Below are 15779 nucleotides of genomic sequence, written 5' to 3' on the forward strand. Positions count from 1 at the left end.
TGCCATGCCGATCAACGTGCTGATGCCCGCCCTCTCGCCCACCATGGAGAAGGGCAACCTCGCCAAGTGGCTCAAGAAGGAGGGCGACCCGGTCAAGTCCGGCGACGTTCTCGCCGAGATCGAGACCGACAAGGCGACCATGGAGGTCGAGGCCGTCGACGAGGGCGTGCTCGCCAAGATCGTGGTGCCGGAGGGCACCGCCGACGTGCCGGTGAACGACCTCATCGCCCTCATCGCCGAGGAGGGCGAGGATCCCAAGAGCGTGAGCGCCGGGGGCGGCGCCGAGGCGGGAGTTCCGAAATCCACCTCCCCGCAGGCCGAGGCGAAGGCCGAGGGCGGCGAGGACCGCACGCCGGGCGGCGGCACCATGGCGTATGCCCGGGTGAACGAGGCGCCGGACGCCGCCAAATCCGCGGCGAAGCCGAACGGCGCCGCGGCGCCGCAGGCGGGCGGGCGGATCTTCGCCTCGCCGCTCGCCCGGCGCATCGCCAAGCAGGAGGGGATCGACCTCTCCGCCATCAAGGGCTCGGGCCCCCACGGCCGCGTGATCGAGCGCGACGTGCGCGCGGCGGCGAAGGAGGGCGTCGGCACGGGCGCCCCCGCTCCGAAGGAGGCCGCGCCGACGGCGCCTGCCGCCGCCCCCGCCGGGGCGCCCGCCAAGCCCGCTTCCGGCGGCGGGCTGGCCGCCGGCCTCACGGCCGATCAGGTCAAGGCGATGTTCGCCAAGGATTCCTACGAGGAGATCCCCCTCGACGGCATGCGCAGGACCATCGCCAAGCGCCTCGTCGAGTCGAAGCAGACGGTCCCGCATTTCTATCTCTCGCTCGACGTCGAGCTCGACGCCCTGCTCGGCCTGCGCGAGCAGGTGAATGCGGGGGCGGCCAAGGACAAGGACGGCAAGCCGCTGTTCAAGCTCTCGGTGAACGACTTCGTCATCAAGGCGCTGGCACTCGCCCTGCAGCGGGTGCCGAACGCCAACGCGGTCTGGGCCGAGGACCGGATCCTCAAGTTCCGCCACTCCGACGTCGGCGTCGCGGTGGCGGTGGAGGGCGGCCTGTTCACGCCGGTGATCCGCAAGGCGGAGCAGAAGACGCTCTCGACCATCTCGGCCGAGATGAAGGACCTCGCCGGCCGCGCCCGCACCAAGAAGCTGAAGCCCGACGAGTATCAGGGCGGCGCGACGGCGGTGTCGAATCTCGGCATGTACGGCATCAAGGAGTTCGGCGCGGTCATCAACCCGCCGCACGGCACCATCCTGGCGGTGGGGGCGGGGGAGGCCCGCGTGGTGGTCAAGAACGGTGCGCCGGCCGTGGTGCAGGCGATGACCGTGACCCTCTCCTGCGATCACCGGGTGGTGGACGGCGCGCTCGGCGCCGAGCTGCTCGCGGCCTTCAAGGGCCTGATCGAGAGCCCGATGGCGATGCTGGTGTGAGCGCGGCGGCGCCCGCGGCGCCGCATCCCGACCGCCGATCCTCGCCCTGCCGGCGCATGCCGCCACGGAGTCCCTGACGAATGTCCGACACCTACGACGTCCTCATCATCGGCGCCGGCCCCGGCGGCTACGTGACCGCCATCCGCGCGGCGCAGCTCGGCTTCAGGACCGCGGTGGTCGATCGCGAGCATCTGGGCGGCATCTGCCTCAACTGGGGCTGCATCCCCACCAAGGCGCTGCTGCGCTCCGCCGAGATCTACCACTACATGCAGCACGCCAAGGATTACGGCCTCTCCGCCGAGACGGTCGGGTTCGACGCCGCCGCGATCGTGAAGCGCTCGCGCGGGGTGTCGGCGCGCCTCAACGGCGGCGTCGGCATGCTGCTGAAGAAGAACAAGGTCGACGTGATCTGGGGCGAGGCGCGGATCGAGGCCGCCGCCAAGGGCGCCACGCCCGGCCGGGTCGCGGTGGCGGAATCGAAGCGCGCCGAGGCCCCGAAGGGCGCCAAGGGGCCGGGCACCTATCAGGCCAAGCACATCATCGTGGCGACGGGCGCGCGGCCGCGCGTCATCCCGGGCATCGAACCGGACAAGAAGCAGATCTGGACCTATTACGAGGCGATGGTGCCGGAGGCGATGCCCAAGAGCCTGCTGGTGATGGGCTCGGGCGCGATCGGCATCGAGTTCGCCTCCTTCTACCGCACCATGGGCGCCGAGGTGACGGTGGTGGAGCTGCTGCCGCAGATCCTGCCGGTGGAGGATGCCGAGATCGCCGGCATCGCCCGCAAGCGCTTCGAGAAGCAGGGCATCCGGATCCTGACAGGCGCCAAGGTCACGAAGGTCGAGACGGGCAAGGACGCCGTCACCGCCACCATCGAGGCGGACGGCAAGACCCAGACCCTCAGCGCCGAGAAGCTGATCTCGGCGGTGGGCGTCGTCGGCAACATCGAGAATCTCGGGCTGGAGACGCTCGGCGTGACGACCGAGCGGGGCATCGTGGTGACGGACGGGCTCGGGCGCACCAGCGTGCCGGGGATCTACGCCATCGGCGACGTCGCCGGCCCGCCGATGCTGGCCCACAAGGCCGAGCACGAGGGCGTGCTCTGCGTCGAGACCATCAAGGGCCTGCCCACCCATCCGATGGACAAGGGCAAGATCCCGGGCTGCACCTATTGCCAGCCGCAGATCGCCTCGGTGGGCCTGACGGAGGCCAAGGCGAAGGAGCAGGGCTTCGACATCCGCGTCGGCCGCTTCCCCTTCATGGGCAACGGCAAGGCGATCGCGCTCGGCGAGCCGGACGGCTTGGTCAAGACGATCTTCGACAAGAAGACCGGCCAGCTGCTCGGCGCCCACATGGTCGGGGCCGAGGTGACGGAGCTGATCCAGGGCTACGTGGTGGCGATGCAGCTCGAGACCACCGAGGAGGACCTGATGCACACGGTCTTCCCGCATCCGACCCTGTCCGAGATGATGCACGAGAGCGTGCTCGACGCCTATGGGCGGGCGATCCACATCTGAGTCGGGGCAGGGGACCGCGGGATTGCGGGGGCCACGGGGCCCTCGCCGCCGCCATGCGCGAGAGCCTCGGGTCACTTCTCCTGAGGCGGAGGAAGATTGTTCTTCACGAGGTAGCGCAACCCCCGATCGAAGGACGTGTCGTTGTCGCCGCGGATGTCTACGCTGTAGGCCTGCTCGCGCTGCTCGCTCCTGAGGTCCTTCACGTAGACGTTGATGTTCAGAATCAGGTTGGAGACCTTCTGGATCTCGCCCGTGATGGCAACGTCGGCCCCCAGTTTCCTGGCATAATCTTCGGCGCAGCCATTGCATTTGCGCAGTTCGGGTCCCTTGGCGACCTCCTCCCTGACCGGATCGATCGACAGGATCCGGTAGCGGCCACTGTCCTTCAGGAGTGACCGCAGCAGCTCACTCAATGGGCCGAGGCGATCGGAGTCGGCCTGCGTCGGCGGCTGCGCACCGATATTGGCGAACTGGAAGTCGAACACGGCAGCCCGTGGCGGCTCCGCATGCGCGGTTCCCACTGTGGCCAACATGGCCGCGGCCATGATGGGCAGCCGGCCTTTGCACGTCATGAGCACGCTCTCCCGGTATCCTGCGGGATGAAACGCGAGACGGCGCACTTTGGATCGCACGAACCGAGGACACGGTCTCATACGGTTTCCGGATGATCGCTTCGCGATGCGGAAACCGGCCTCGCTCAGGCGCCGCGCGGGCTCGTGATACGGTTTCCGAAAGTGATCGTCCGGAAACCGTATCATTGGTCGGCGCCGCACCGCCGGGTTCTCACCCTTGCGCCAGCGGATCGGAAGTTCCGTGAGGATCCTTCCGGTTCGGGCCCCTTGACGCAGAAAGCCCAAGCAAACGCCCCGTCCTGGAACAGGCTGCGCGCGCGAATCGATCATGCCAATTCATGGTGATGCGCCATCGATGCGTCTGGAGAAACGCCATGAGGTTACTCATCCGCGCTTCCTCTCCTCGTTTCCGTCTTATCTCTCGCCAGCATTCCTGCCTATGTGCGCACGCCTTACTACCGTTCCGGCACCTGGCGACTCGTCCCTCGCCTCGAAATGCAGATCCGAGGCGTCGATGATCGGCGGAGGCGGCGGCCGCGGATCGGTCATGCGCGCCGAACAGGTACGTCACATGCGAGTCGAATACCGTCGAAACTGCATGCAGGGACGGTAAGTAGCGCGGATTCAACCTCGGTTGCTCGGCAATGATATCGCATCCGCCCGGCGAGGCGGCGATGGCGCGGCGGGTGAGCGGACCCGCAGAGGGCAACGGCAGGCCAGGATGCGACGGGGAGCTGTTCAGACTGCGTCGGCCCGGCCTGCCTGTCGCACGAGATCGCGGGGGCGATGCCCGAAGCAACCCGCAAGAATTAACATATTGAGTGCCGCAAGGGAAAGAGAGCAAGCCGATGGCTCGCGGCCGACCTCGCATCCGCTTCCGAAGGCGTCGTCACCGGGCTTGCGGCCGGCTCGCCCCCGCGCGCAACACCCGGCCGGGGCTCGAACCCTGCCGGGCGCGCATCAGGAGAGCTTGCCGGATCGCGGCGCTCTCGACGGGCGCGGAGTGGCCGCCTCCCTACCGGCCGCCACCACCGGCGCCGCTGCCGCTCCCGCCGCGCCCGGTTTGCGGCAGGGGCTGATTGGGCGCCTCGGCGTTGGACGCACCGGCCGGGTTGTTCGAGATGGTGTCGGCCCCCGTGCCCCGGGGCGCGACCGTCCCGGTCGAGGCAGGCCCGGAATTCGCGATCCCGGGCGAGCCGCCCTGGACCGGAGCATCCATGGGCGCCGGCCCAGGGGTGGGTGAAGCCGGGGCCGTCGTTTGGGCAAGAGCGGGACCGGCGAGAAACAAGGTGACACCCGCGAGAGCAGCAAGCTTGCTCATTCGGCATTCCTCCAAGTCTTGGCGTCGGCACTCGGCACACGGGACCGAATGCGACATTTCGGACCGACAACGCCAACCAAAACCGCCAAGTTTCACCGAGGGAAAGGGATAAAAAATAGGCAGTTCATGCCTGTTCAAGGTGCAACCAAAGCGACTGGCCACAAGTTTTACTCGTCGGCCCTGGACGAAAAAGAGGACCGCCCGGGAGAGCGGCCCTCAAGTCTAGGGAGGAAACGCCCTGCGGACAGGGCAACAGCGCGGCACCACGAAATGCCGCGCCGCAATGATGCAACGCGATACGCAGCCGGCATGTTCCGTCGCCCGGCCATCTCACCGGTCCACCTCGCGTGGGCCTTCTTTTTTGGACGGTTGCCTTCGGTGACACGTGGGCCGGAAGGCCGATCGGCGGACTAACCATAAAGAGGCTGCCGGGCTGCCCGTCAGGCGCTCTTGCGTGCCGCCAAGCCTCTGATAAATCTCAGGCAACCCAGCCTGCCCACGCGGTCTGACGCGATCCGGCTCCGCGAATGACTGGTACAGGCGGCAGGGCTCGTGACGACGGGGCAGCTCGGACCAGTTCTCTCGGCTGGGCCCTGTGACGCTTGGTGGGTCGAGCGGTCACGAGACGGTCAGCGCGGCGGAGAACAGGAACCGCGACGCTGGCTGATGGCCCACCCAATTCCCCCGCGGAGCGGCGCCTATGGCCGGCTCACGGCGACGGCACCGCACCCGCAGTCAGAGATTGGCCTCGGCCCGTGGATCGAGGCCGATCCGCGCGGGCGGGCCGGCGCAGATCGGCTCGGGTGCCACCGCGGCGGCCGCGGATCGCGCCGGGGGCGCATCGTTGTACGGGCGATTGTAGCAGCGGCGCACCGCGCTCCAGAACGCCGCCCTGGCGTCGTCGTCGAGATGGCCGATGCAGCCGTCGAGGAGCGCCCGGCCGGCCTCGGCGTATTCCGCCCGTTGCCGCGCCGAGAGGTGCCCGTCCGGGCAGGTATCCGCCGCCAGCTGACCCTGAAGCATCCGCACCGCGCCACCCCGCATGTCGAGAGACCATCCGCGGAACGCACGAAGCCTGGCTACGATCCTGCGCCATGACAGCGCGGGCGGGTTCCGCCGTCTCGGCTGCGCGGCCCGGATACAGGAAGGCCACCCGCGAGGGTGGCCTTGAAGTCTCGGGAGGAAGCGCCCGCGAAGGGCATGTGTCGGTCTTGAACGGATCGGCGCGATGCTGCGGTGCGACACCGCACACGGGTCCGGCCCTCGTCCCTCCGGGCCCGCCTCCCGGGGCGATCGGACCGGCGGGAGCAGCCCCGGACCATCGAACCTCCCGCATGCAGGCCCGCCCCGGGCCGCGCGCGGCCTCAGGCAGGCGAGGTGTGATACGGTTTCCGGAAGATCACTTTCGGAAACCGTATCACGAGCCCGCGCGGCGCCTGAGCGAGGCCGGTTTCCGCATCGCGAAGCGATCATCCGGAAACCGTATGAGGAAAGTCGAAAGCTCGCGGGGCCAAAGTGCGGGATGGTCGGCTCCGCCGAGGCCGGAACCGAACGCGGGGCCCGTTGCGCTGGCAGCGGGCGCCGCTCTATCCCGCCCGCGTGCGGCCGCGCGCTCGTGCCGCGTCGAGACACGTCCCGGAACCGAGAGGCCGATGGTGGTCCTGCCCGATCTCGCCACGCTCCAGCTGTGCAGCGCCGTCGCGAGCACCGCTTTCGCGCTGATGTTCCTGGCGCTCTGGCAGGGGCGTCGCGCGGAGCGCCACTGGCTGTGCTGGGCGGCCGGCGCCCTCGGCTATGTGCTGGTCGTCGCGGGCTTCGCGCTGACCGGGCAGGCCGGGGCGAGGGCGCTCTTCTATGCCGGCCTCGGCACCACCAACGGCCTCATCCTGATGGGCGTGCGGCTGTTCGACGGCCGGCCGGCGGTGCCGCGGTGGCTGCCCTGGCTCTCGGCCGCGCCCGGGCTCGCCTATGCGCTCCCGCTCCCCTTCGCGGCCGGCGCCGAGGCGGCCTGGGCGTGCCGCGTCGGCGGCATGCTGGCGCTCGCGGCGAATATGGGCATCGTCGGCGGCATCCTGCTCTGGGGCCACGCCCGGGTGCCGACCCGGGGCCGCCGCATCGCCGGGGCGGCCTGCCTCGGCTACCTGCCCTCCTACGCGATCGGTCTCGCGGCGGAGTTCGGCGGCGTGCAGCCCGGACTCGCGACTTTGCTGCCGCTGCTGTCGGACCAGCTCCTGCTGCCGGTCCTGAATTTCGGGCTCATGGTCATGCCCGGGGAGCGCGCCCAGGAGGAACTCCGCACCGCCGCCCTGAAGGATTCCCTCACGGGCGCCTGGAACCGCGCGGGCCTCCGGGCCCGCACGGCCGCGACGCCGCTGCGGCGCGCCGCGATCATCCTCATCGACGTCGACCACTTCAAGGCGCTCAACGACCGCTTCGGCCACGCCACGGGGGATGCCGTGCTGACGGCCCTGGCGGCAGGGGTCGCGGCCCGGCTGCCGGGTCCGGAGGATCTCGTCGCGCGCCTGGGGGGCGACGAATTCGTGGTCGTCCTGCACGACACGACCCTGGCCCGGGCCCAGCGCTTCGCCGAGGAGGTGCGCGCCGCGACGCCGCGCGATCCGGGCCTGCCGCCCTGGACGGTCAGCCTCGGCGTGGCGATGAATGCGGGCGGCCTCGACGAGAGCATGGCGCGCGCCGACCGGGCCCTGTACCGGGCGAAGGCGTCGGGCCGCGACCGGGCGGCCTGAGATCGGGGAGCCTGCCCGCCGTCACCCGCACATGCGGCGATAGCGGCGGCAATTGCCCGCCCCCTGCTCGCCGAGTTCGTCCTTGTGCAGGCAGGCTTGGCGCAGCTCCCGGCACATGCCCGGCGACGGCCCGCGCCGTCGCTCCTCGTAGTAGCCGCGGCGGGCACCGTGATACCCCTGGCCATCGTCGATCCGGACCCCGCCGGGACCGACGGAGATGCCCTGGGCGAGGCCGATCCCGGACGAGGCGACGAGCAGCGAGACCGCGACCGCGCCGAGGAAACCCTGTCTCGTCGAAATCCGTCTTGCCTGAACCTGTTTTGCCATCATGCCCTCCTCTCGCCCGCTCGGGCGCATGCGCCCGAACCGGCGTGGCACCCGGAACGCCCGTATTGCCAAAAGGTTTCCGGCAAAACCGGATCAGGCGGCCGGCCGCGCGGGCAGGGTCTCGACCCGGTTGCGGCCCGCGCGCTTGGCGACGTACAGCGCATCGTCCGCCCGCTTGAGCAGGATCGCCGCGTCCGCGTCGCGGGATTGTCCGTCGCCGCGGCCGGCGGCGACGCCGGCGCTCACGGTCAGGATGCCGCCGGCGGGCAATCCGGGATGCGGCACCGCCAGATCCGCGACGGCGCCGCGCGCGGCCTCGGCCATCTCCCGGCTGGCGGCGAGGTCGCGGTGCGGGAGGAGGGCGGCAAATTCCTCGCCGCCGTAGCGCGCCATCACGCCCCCGGCCGAGGTGACGACGTCGCTCAGGGCCCTGGCGGCGAGGCGCAGGCAGCGATCGCCCTCCCCGTGACCCGCCGCGTCGTTGAGGAGCTTGAAGTGGTCGAGGTCGAACAGGACGACGCCGACCCAGCTCTCCTCCGCACAAGCCCCGGCCCAGACCGCGTTCAGGCGCTCGACGAAGAGCCGCCGGTTGGCCACGCCCGTCAGCGGGTCGGTCTGCGAGAGCGCGATGAGGCGCGCATTGGCCCGCGCCAGTTCCCCGGCCCGGATCCGCTCCCGCAGCCCGAGCAGGAAGCTGCGCTTGGCCTCCCATTCCCGCGAGTAGCTCATCTTGGTCGGGACCAGGGTGAGGCTCGCGACCAGCAGCGGCACCCCGATCTGGTGCGAGGCGGTGAAGCCGAGCCCCACCACGCCGGAGACGTAGAGAACGAAGGCCGAGCCGCAGAACCACAGGCTGTGCCGGAACGGCATGGGCGCGATCAGGCCGACCACCAGCGGCACGATGGCGGCGAGGATGAGATAGGTGTTGGTGTGCTCCGGGGCGACGAGCCGCGCGCTGTTGAGGACGATGGCCATGTCGGTCAGCGCGGTGGCGAGCGCCGCCAGGGTCAGACGCAGGGGGGAGGGGCGCCCGCGCAATGCGATGATCGCGGCGACCGCCACCGGCACGAACACGCCGAGGGTGAGGACGAGCGGCACGACCATGGCCTCGGCGCTGAAAGCGTCGTGGTCCGTCTTGAGCGACAGGACGTTGAAGACGATGAAGACGGCGAGCCAGGATTGCACGAAACGCCCGCTCTCGGGGCCCGTTTCGGCGTGATAGCGCGCTTCGAGGGGCGCCGGCAGCCTGAGTTCGTGCCAGGGGCGGCTCAGGCCGCGCTCGATCAGGGACTCCATGTCAGGCTCGGAACGCCACTCGGTTGCCTCAGCAGCATCGCATGGCGCAGGTCTGCTGATCGTCTTCGCTCTCGCAGCGTTCGCCGGGCCAGCAAAACCTCGACCGGCGGCACCGCAACGAAGGCTGCTCGGCAGTGTAATGCCGGTTTCCTGCCTCAATAGTAAAGCTTCCCGCCGAGGAAATGTCTCACGCCGCCGCGAGCGGGATGCCGCCGCAGGACGCGCTGCGCGAAAATCGCGCATCGATGCGTCCGGATCGGGGGGATCGGCGTTCCCCGCTCCGTCCGCCACCGGGCGGATCCATCTTCGGAGGTGATCGCGATGATGAGACTCGCAATCGGCGCCTTCGCGCTCGCGGCCGGCCTTGCCGGCGGCATCACCGGCGTGCGCGCGGCGGATTTCGTCGAAACGGAGATCGACGGCCCCGACGCCGTCGTCACGCGCCGCACGATCGTGGAGCGGCCGGTCCTCCTGCCGCCCCGGCGCGTGGTGCGGGAGGTGATCGTGGAGCGGCCCGCCCTCCTTCCTCCGCGCCGCGTGATCCGGGAGGAGGAGGTCGTGGTCGAGCGGCGTCCCGTGGCGCGCGAGATCGTCGTGGAGCGCCGGGGGGTCTACGGCCCGCGCCCGGCCGGGTATGGCGGCTGGGATCCCGATCCCGACGAGTGATCCGGCTTCAGGCCGGGCGGCGCGGCGCGGCGAGGGCGCGAAGCTCGCTCCCGCCGCGCAGGACGGCGTAGAGGATCGCCGGCCACGCGAACAGGAGGATCGCCGCCGGCAGGGACCAGTGCCAGCCCACCACGGCGCCGAGGATGCCGGCGATGGAGCCGACGTAGCGCAGGTAGAAGACGGGGATCGCCACCAGGAAGGCCACGAGCCAGGGCAGGCCCACCGTCTGCATCAGCCCGGCCTGGACCGCCAGCAGGTTGGTGACGCCCATCACGAGGAATACCCCGAAGGCGAGCTTCTGCATCCGCATCCCCTGTGGTCGCCTCGACGGCCCCGAAACCGGGACGGAGCACGACCGCACCGCGAGGGCAATTTCAAGGCAAGCCGGGCCTGCGGCCAAAGAAGCTGTCGGGCCTGCGGCCAAGCGCCTGGGGCGGAACCGCGAACCGGAGCGGGAGTATTAGGGTTGTGTTGAGGGGCGGGCGTCACGGTACGCGAGCGAGGGATCGGTCATGGCCATCACGGGTCGCTTCAACTTCCGCAGAACCCTGACCGGCAAGCTCGTGCTGCAGGTCGAGACCGTGCGCCGGGCATGGTGGCCCTTCGCACGCACCGCGTCGCCCGGCCATGTCTGGCGCGACGCCACGGCGCAGGACCTGACGGCCGTCGAGCTTCAGCCGCTCCTGAACCTGCGCGGCAATCCCGGCTACACGCCTCGCAGCCCCGTGATCTTCATGATGCACCCGGACCGGCCGGCGGCGCCGCCGAGCGCCGAGGTGGTCACCCTCGCGGCCCACCGCGCCGCGAGCCAGGGCGGCTGAACCCATGCGCGGCTGAGCGCAACGCTTGCACCGGATGCGGGTTGACGGGTCACCGGCCGCCAGAGCCGGGGAACCCAGGGGAGAGCGCGCATGGCGATGACGTCGGTGAACCAAGCCGTGATCGAGGCTCTGTCCCACCGGATCGTTGCGACCTATCTCGACGCGTCCGGCCCGGCGGACGGGCCGGCCCGCGCGCGGCTGATGGAGGAGGTCGCCCATGCCCTGGCGGAGCCGGTGGGCCGCCGCAGCCTCGCCGCGCAGGGGCCCGACCACGTGAATGCCGCCCTCGCCGACTGGGAGGCGCAGGAGGGCCGCCCCTTCGGGCTGCGGCTGATCGAGATCGATTCCGCTCAGGCCACCGTGACCATGGGCTGAGGATCAGGGCCGCGACGTCCCGAGTTCCACGAGCAGCCGGGTGAGGGCGTCGGGCGCGCTCACCATGGCGTCGTGCCCCGCCTCCAGGGCGACGAATCCCCAGCCGGACTGACGGCGCACCCATGCCTTCACGCCGTTGAGGGCGGCGTAGGCCGGGCGGGTGCAGTCGACGTAAGTGCGCGGCAGCCCGTTGCCGACCGGGCCCCGCAGATGAAGGGGGCTCTCGTAGGTGCCGAGCGGGTGCGGGGTCAGGCGGCGGGCGAGCCAGGCGGCGTCGGCGGCCTCGGTCACCCCGAAGACCTCGGGCGGCGGCACCGGCAGGCTCACGCCCCCGCTCCTCTCCGCCGCGGCCCGGCGGCGAGCCTCCGCCACCTCGGGCGCGAGGGCCGACAGGGGCGAGCGGCCGGGTTCGACCAGGAGGGAATCCAGGTAGACGAGATGGCGGATGCGCTCCGGCATCGCGTCGGCGACGCCGCTGACCGCGAGCCCGCCGAAGGAATGGCCGACGAGGACGATGTCGTCGAGTTCCTCGGCGGCGATCACCCCGGCGACGTCCTGCACGAAGGTGTCGAGGGTGATGGCCCGGGAGAGGAGATGGGCCCGCTCGCCGAGCCCGGTGCAGGTCGGGGTGAAGACCCGGTGGCCCTCCGCCGCGAGCCTGTCCGCCACGCGCCGCCAGCACCAGCCGCCATGCCACGCCCCATGCACCAGCACGAAGGTGAGGCCGTCCTCACGCCCGTCCCTCTGTCCACCCACGCGCGCCTCCGTCGGTCCGACCGAGCCAAGCGCGGATGCGGGACGGGCGCAAGCCCCCTTGCAACCCCTTTCGGACGGTGCCTCCGCTCAATCCTCGTCGTGTTCGAACCGGGCGGAGCGCAGGGCGATCATCTGCTCCAGCGCCTTGAAGTCCCGCAGGGCCTCCCGGGTGCGGCCGGCCGCGCAGGCGCCCTCGGCGGATCGCGTCCAGAGCAGCAGGCGGTTGAACTCGGCCTGCCCCGGCGCGGCCCCGATCCGGGCGCGACGGGCGATCTCCGCATCCACGACGGTGCGCACCGTGTGGCCCGCGTTCAGGCACAGGTCGCCATCGGGCGGCAGGGCGGCGCGCGAGACGGGCGGCGTGCTGAGCATCGTCACCCAGAACGCCGCCGTCGCGAGGCCGAGGGCCGCCGCCGCGGCCCCGGCCGCCTGGCGCAGGCGTCCGCCGGGGTTCCGCGGCGGGGCCGGCGGCTCGAAGGCGGGAAGGGCATCAATCGCCTCCGCGCAGCAATGCGTATAGTGGATCGACCCGTCCCCGTGCCGGTGTGGCCAAGCATTGTACATCACACGCCCCTTGATCAGGGCAAGCGCGGCAGTTTTCAGCGTCGCTCGCAGATGGCGTCTACTCCACTTTTGCTCTAATTTTTGCTCCCCGCATGTGCTCTGGCGCACATCACGGGTAGAATATCCATCGCCTCCGCAGTCATCATTATCGTGGATTGCTATCAGAACTTGCGGTCACCTGGAATACAGGATACCTCGCAGGCCGGGTGCAAGCGTCGCAGACGAGATGCAAGCGTCGGCGCCATCTGGTAGGGCTCGGCGGCATTTCCGTCCGCGAGCGCCGCCCATGACCGCCCCCCCCGACGACGCGAGCCGGATCGCCACTGGCGTTCCCGGCCTCGATTCCATCCTGGGCGGGGGCTACGCGGCCAACCGGGCTCATCTCCTCGAGGGCCGGCCGGGCTCGGGCAAGACCACCCTGGCGTTGCAATTCCTGCTCGACGGGGCGAGCCGGGGCGAGCGCTGCCTGTACATCACCCTCTCGGAGAGCCGGCGCGAACTCCTCAACGTCGCCGGGCGGCACGGCTGGTCGCTCGACGGCATCGAGGTGTTCGAGCTGGTCCCGCCGGAGCTGAGCCTCGATCCGTCGCAGCAGCAGAGCCTCGTCCATTCCTCCGACCTCGAACTCGGCGAGACCGTGCGGCTGGCCATCGCGGAGATCGACCGCATCAAGCCGCAGCGGGTGGTGGTCGACAGCCTCTCGGAGATCCGGCTGCTCTCGCAGGGCTCGCTGCGGTTCCGGCGCCAGGTGCTGGCGCTGCGCAGCTACCTCCTCATCCACGACACCACGGCGCTCCTCCTCGACGACATCACCGCCGAGCAGGACGATCTCAACCTGCACAGCCTCTGCCACGCGGTGATCCGCCTGGAGCAGCTCGCCCCGCTCTACGGCGGCGAGCGGCGGCGCCTGCGGGTGATCAAGATGCGGGCGACCGCCTTCCGGGGCGGCTACCACGACTTCGTCATCCGCCGGGGCGGGCTGTCGATCTTCCCGCGGCTGGTCGCGTCCGAGCACGGCCATCCCTTCCCGGATGAGCGGATCGGCTGCGGCATCGCGGCCTTCGACGCGCTGCTCGGCGGCGGGCTCGACCGGGGCACCAGCACGATGCTGCTCGGCCCCTCGGGCGTCGGCAAGTCGTCGAGCGCCCTCGCCTTCGTGACGAGCGCGCTGAAGCGAGGCGAGCACGCGCTGATCCTGAACTTCGACGAGGCGACGAACGTGCTGATGCGCCGTGCCCGGGGGCTCGGCATGGAGATCGAGCCCTATTGCGCGTCGGGCCTGCTGACGGTGGAGCAGATCGACCCGGCCGAGATCTCGCCCGGGGAACTCGCCATCCGCGTGCGCGACGCGGTGGAGCGGGACGACGCCCGGATCGTGCTGATCGACTCGCTCACCGGCTATCACAACGCCATGCCGGAGGAGCAGTACCTGCTGCTCCACATGCACGAGATCCTGACCTACCTGAACCAGCAGGGGGTCACGACCCTCCTGGTGCTCGCCCAGCACGGCCTCGTCGGGCCGATGTCGACCCCGATCGACCTCACCTATCTCAGCGACACCATCGTCCTGTTCCGGTTCTTCGAGGCGGCGGGAGAGCTGCGGCGGGCGGTCTCGGTGGTCAAGAAGCGCGTGGGCCCGCACGAATCGGCGATCCGGGAACTCCGCATCGAGAGCGGCGGTTTGCGGGTGGGCGAGCCGCTCGCCGCCTTCCGGGGCGTGCTCACGGGCGTTCCGACCTACGATGGGGACCCGGACCGCCTGATGGCCGAACAGGACATGGCCGAACAGGACATGGCTGACCAGAACGTGGCCGAATGGGACGGCGATGAAAGACAGTGATCCGCCCGTCCTGATCCTGGCCCCCGCGGGGCGCGACGCCGTCGTGGCCCGCGACATCCTGGCGGAGGGGGGCCTGCGGTCCGTGATCTGCGCGGACCTGCCGGACCTCCTCACCCGCCTCGATTCCGGAAGCTGCGCCGTCGTGACCGAGGAGGCCCTGCGGGCCGCCGACCGGCGGGACCTCGCGGCCTGGATCGCCGGCCAGCAGCCCTGGTCGGATTATCCGTTCCTGCTGCTGACCCTGCGCGGATCGCCCCCCGATGCGCGGCTGACGGACGCGCTCGGCAACGTGACGCTGCTCGAGCGGCCCTTCCATCCGGCGACCCTGGTGACGGCCGCGCGCTTCGCGGTTCGGGCGCGGCGGCGCCAGCGGGAGGCCGCGGCCTATCTGCACGAGCGCCAGCAGACCGCGGAGCGCCAGACCCTGCTGATCCGCGAGCTGCACCACCGGGTGAAGAACACGCTCGCCACCGTGCAGGCCCTGCTCGGCGCCTCCGCCCGCTCGGCCACCAGCGTCGACGAATTCTACCAGAGCTTCTCGGCCCGGGTGATCTCGCTCGCCAAGACGCACAACCTCCTCACCGACGATTACTGGCAGATGGCCTCGCTCCAGGAGATGCTGGAGAACGAACTCGGCCCCTACAACGACGAGGCGGGGCGGCGCATCGCCCTCGACGGGCCGACGGTGGATCTCACGGCGGATCTCGCGGTGCCGACCGGGATGGCGATCCACGAACTCACCACCAACGCCGCCAAGCACGGGGCGCTCTCGGTGCCGGAGGGGCGCATCGCCGTGCGATGGCAGGTGACGGCGGCGGAGGGGGGCCGGCGGCTCCAGCTCGACTGGACCGAGCGCGGCGGCCCGCCGGCCCGGGAGCCCACCCGCCGGGGTTTCGGCTCGACCCTGCTGCAGCGGGTGCTGACCATGCAGTGCGGGGCCGACATCCGCTTCGACTTCGCGCCCGCGGGGCTGCATTTCCGCATGGAGGCACCCCTGGTGGAGAGCCGGACCGTGCCGCAATATTGACCGGCGCCGGGGCGGACACCATCTGCCAGCCGGCCACGCTTTCGCCGCCGGGACGTGCCCGGCGGGACGGATGCCGGTGAATCAGGGACGACGGGGCATCGCCGCGGACGGGACCGTTCCGGCCGGAACGGCGCCCGCCGGAGCCGGATCCCTGCGGCAGCGGATCGATCAACCAGGGCGGAGAGGATCATATGGACGGTCACGTCTACGGAGCGCTCGGTCAACCGGGCGTCGGGCTCGTCATGGCCATCATCATCGGGGCGATCGCGGGCTGGCTCGCGGAGCAGTTCACCTCGGCGAACATGGGCCTGTTCGCCAACATCGTGCTGGGCATCATCGGCGGCGTGGTCGGCAACTTCCTGGCGGCGCAGTTCCACATCCCGATCTTCGGGTTCTGGCGCAACCTGATCTCGGCCACGATCGGGGCCGTGATCGTGATCACCATCGTCCGGGCGGTGCGCGGGCAGCGGAGCTACTGACCCGGCCTCCGGGCGCGGGGCGCCGCTACCCGCGCCCGG

At 70.6% G+C, this 15779-nt stretch carries 16 protein-coding genes; 9 read left to right on the forward strand and 7 right to left on the reverse strand.

Annotated elements, in window-relative coordinates; genetic code table 11:
- Nucleotides 1–4 precede the first annotated feature (4 nt).
- Together ACE101_RS24960 and lpdA are read left to right on the forward strand one after the other, a co-directional pair.
- Nucleotides 5–1432, forward strand: coding sequence for a pyruvate dehydrogenase complex dihydrolipoamide acetyltransferase (locus ACE101_RS24960; RefSeq protein ID WP_379135455.1), 1428 nt, complete (start codon nucleotides 5–7; stop codon nucleotides 1430–1432).
- A gap of 80 nt (nucleotides 1433–1512) precedes the next feature.
- Nucleotides 1513–2949, forward strand: coding sequence for a dihydrolipoyl dehydrogenase (lpdA, locus tag ACE101_RS24965; RefSeq protein ID WP_379135458.1), 1437 nt, complete (start codon nucleotides 1513–1515; stop codon nucleotides 2947–2949).
- A 71-nt stretch (nucleotides 2950–3020) separates the two neighbouring features.
- On the opposite strand, the gene ACE101_RS24970 is transcribed toward lpdA, so the two are convergent.
- Together ACE101_RS24970 and ACE101_RS24975 are read right to left on the reverse strand one after the other, a co-directional pair.
- Nucleotides 3021–3521 carry a DUF3280 domain-containing protein gene (locus tag ACE101_RS24970; protein WP_379135461.1) on the reverse strand — a complete coding sequence of 167 codons (501 nt, stop codon included), beginning with the start codon at nucleotides 3519–3521 and terminating at the stop codon, nucleotides 3021–3023.
- 2056 nt (nucleotides 3522–5577) lie between these two features.
- Nucleotides 5578–5865, reverse strand: coding sequence for a hypothetical protein (locus tag ACE101_RS24975; RefSeq protein ID WP_379135464.1), 288 nt, complete (start codon nucleotides 5863–5865; stop codon nucleotides 5578–5580).
- A 629-nt stretch (nucleotides 5866–6494) separates the two neighbouring features.
- Between ACE101_RS24975 and ACE101_RS24980 the strand changes: the two genes are divergently transcribed.
- Nucleotides 6495–7589, forward strand: coding sequence for a GGDEF domain-containing protein (locus tag ACE101_RS24980; protein ID WP_379135466.1), 1095 nt, complete (start codon nucleotides 6495–6497; stop codon nucleotides 7587–7589).
- A 21-nt stretch (nucleotides 7590–7610) separates the two neighbouring features.
- Here ACE101_RS24980 and ACE101_RS24985 read toward each other — a convergent pair whose 3' ends face one another.
- A complete protein-coding gene (locus tag ACE101_RS24985) occupies nucleotides 7611–7916 on the reverse strand; it encodes a hypothetical protein (protein ID WP_379135469.1) in 306 nt (101 codons plus the stop codon).
- A gap of 93 nt (nucleotides 7917–8009) precedes the next feature.
- A complete protein-coding gene (locus ACE101_RS24990) occupies nucleotides 8010–9212 on the reverse strand; it encodes a GGDEF domain-containing protein (protein WP_379135472.1) in 1203 nt (400 codons plus the stop codon).
- Nucleotides 9213–9533: 321 nt separating this feature from the next.
- Here ACE101_RS24990 and ACE101_RS24995 point away from each other — a divergent pair, with 321 nt between their 5' ends.
- Nucleotides 9534–9878 (forward strand): hypothetical protein, encoded by a 345-nt coding sequence (locus tag ACE101_RS24995; protein ID WP_379135474.1) that lies wholly within the window; start codon nucleotides 9534–9536, stop codon nucleotides 9876–9878.
- Nucleotides 9879–9885: 7 nt separating this feature from the next.
- Here the strand turns inward: ACE101_RS24995 and ACE101_RS25000 are convergent, their stop codons facing one another.
- A complete protein-coding gene (locus ACE101_RS25000; protein WP_379135477.1) occupies nucleotides 9886–10182 on the reverse strand; it encodes a hypothetical protein in 297 nt (98 codons plus the stop codon).
- Between the two features lie 208 nt (nucleotides 10183–10390).
- Between ACE101_RS25000 and ACE101_RS25005 the strand changes: the two genes are divergently transcribed.
- Both ACE101_RS25005 and ACE101_RS25010 read left to right on the forward strand, forming a co-directional pair.
- Nucleotides 10391–10699: a hypothetical protein gene (locus ACE101_RS25005; RefSeq protein ID WP_379135480.1), complete on the forward strand. Its 309-nt coding sequence runs from the start codon at nucleotides 10391–10393 to the stop codon at nucleotides 10697–10699.
- A 90-nt stretch (nucleotides 10700–10789) separates the two neighbouring features.
- Nucleotides 10790–11074 (forward strand): hypothetical protein, encoded by a 285-nt coding sequence (locus tag ACE101_RS25010; protein ID WP_379135482.1) that lies wholly within the window; start codon nucleotides 10790–10792, stop codon nucleotides 11072–11074.
- Between the two features lie 3 nt (nucleotides 11075–11077).
- Here the strand turns inward: ACE101_RS25010 and ACE101_RS25015 are convergent, their stop codons facing one another.
- Together ACE101_RS25015 and ACE101_RS25020 are read right to left on the reverse strand one after the other, a co-directional pair.
- On the reverse strand, nucleotides 11078–11830 hold the full coding sequence (locus ACE101_RS25015; RefSeq protein ID WP_379135484.1) for an alpha/beta fold hydrolase: 753 nt from the start codon (nucleotides 11828–11830) through the stop codon (nucleotides 11078–11080).
- Nucleotides 11831–11917: 87 nt separating this feature from the next.
- The gene (locus ACE101_RS25020) at nucleotides 11918–12394 is read right to left on the reverse strand and encodes a hypothetical protein (protein WP_379135487.1); all 477 of its coding nucleotides are present in this window, start codon (nucleotides 12392–12394) and stop codon (nucleotides 11918–11920) included.
- Nucleotides 12395–12680: 286 nt separating this feature from the next.
- On the opposite strand from ACE101_RS25020, the gene ACE101_RS25025 reads away from it, so the two are divergent.
- From ACE101_RS25025 to ACE101_RS25035, 3 genes are all read left to right on the forward strand, one after another.
- On the forward strand, nucleotides 12681–14234 hold the full coding sequence (locus tag ACE101_RS25025; RefSeq protein ID WP_379135489.1) for an ATPase domain-containing protein: 1554 nt from the start codon (nucleotides 12681–12683) through the stop codon (nucleotides 14232–14234).
- Nucleotides 14221–15261 carry a sensor histidine kinase gene (locus tag ACE101_RS25030; protein WP_379135491.1) on the forward strand — a complete coding sequence of 347 codons (1041 nt, stop codon included), beginning with the start codon at nucleotides 14221–14223 and terminating at the stop codon, nucleotides 15259–15261. The genes ACE101_RS25025 and ACE101_RS25030 overlap by 14 nt, the downstream gene beginning before the upstream one ends.
- Nucleotides 15262–15452: 191 nt before the next feature.
- The gene (locus ACE101_RS25035; protein ID WP_379135494.1) at nucleotides 15453–15740 is read left to right on the forward strand and encodes a GlsB/YeaQ/YmgE family stress response membrane protein; all 288 of its coding nucleotides are present in this window, start codon (nucleotides 15453–15455) and stop codon (nucleotides 15738–15740) included.
- Nucleotides 15741–15779 lie beyond the last annotated feature (39 nt).

The sequence above is a fragment of the Methylobacterium carpenticola genome (assembly GCF_042748905.1).
Classification (GTDB): domain Bacteria; phylum Pseudomonadota; class Alphaproteobacteria; order Rhizobiales; family Beijerinckiaceae; genus Methylobacterium; species Methylobacterium carpenticola.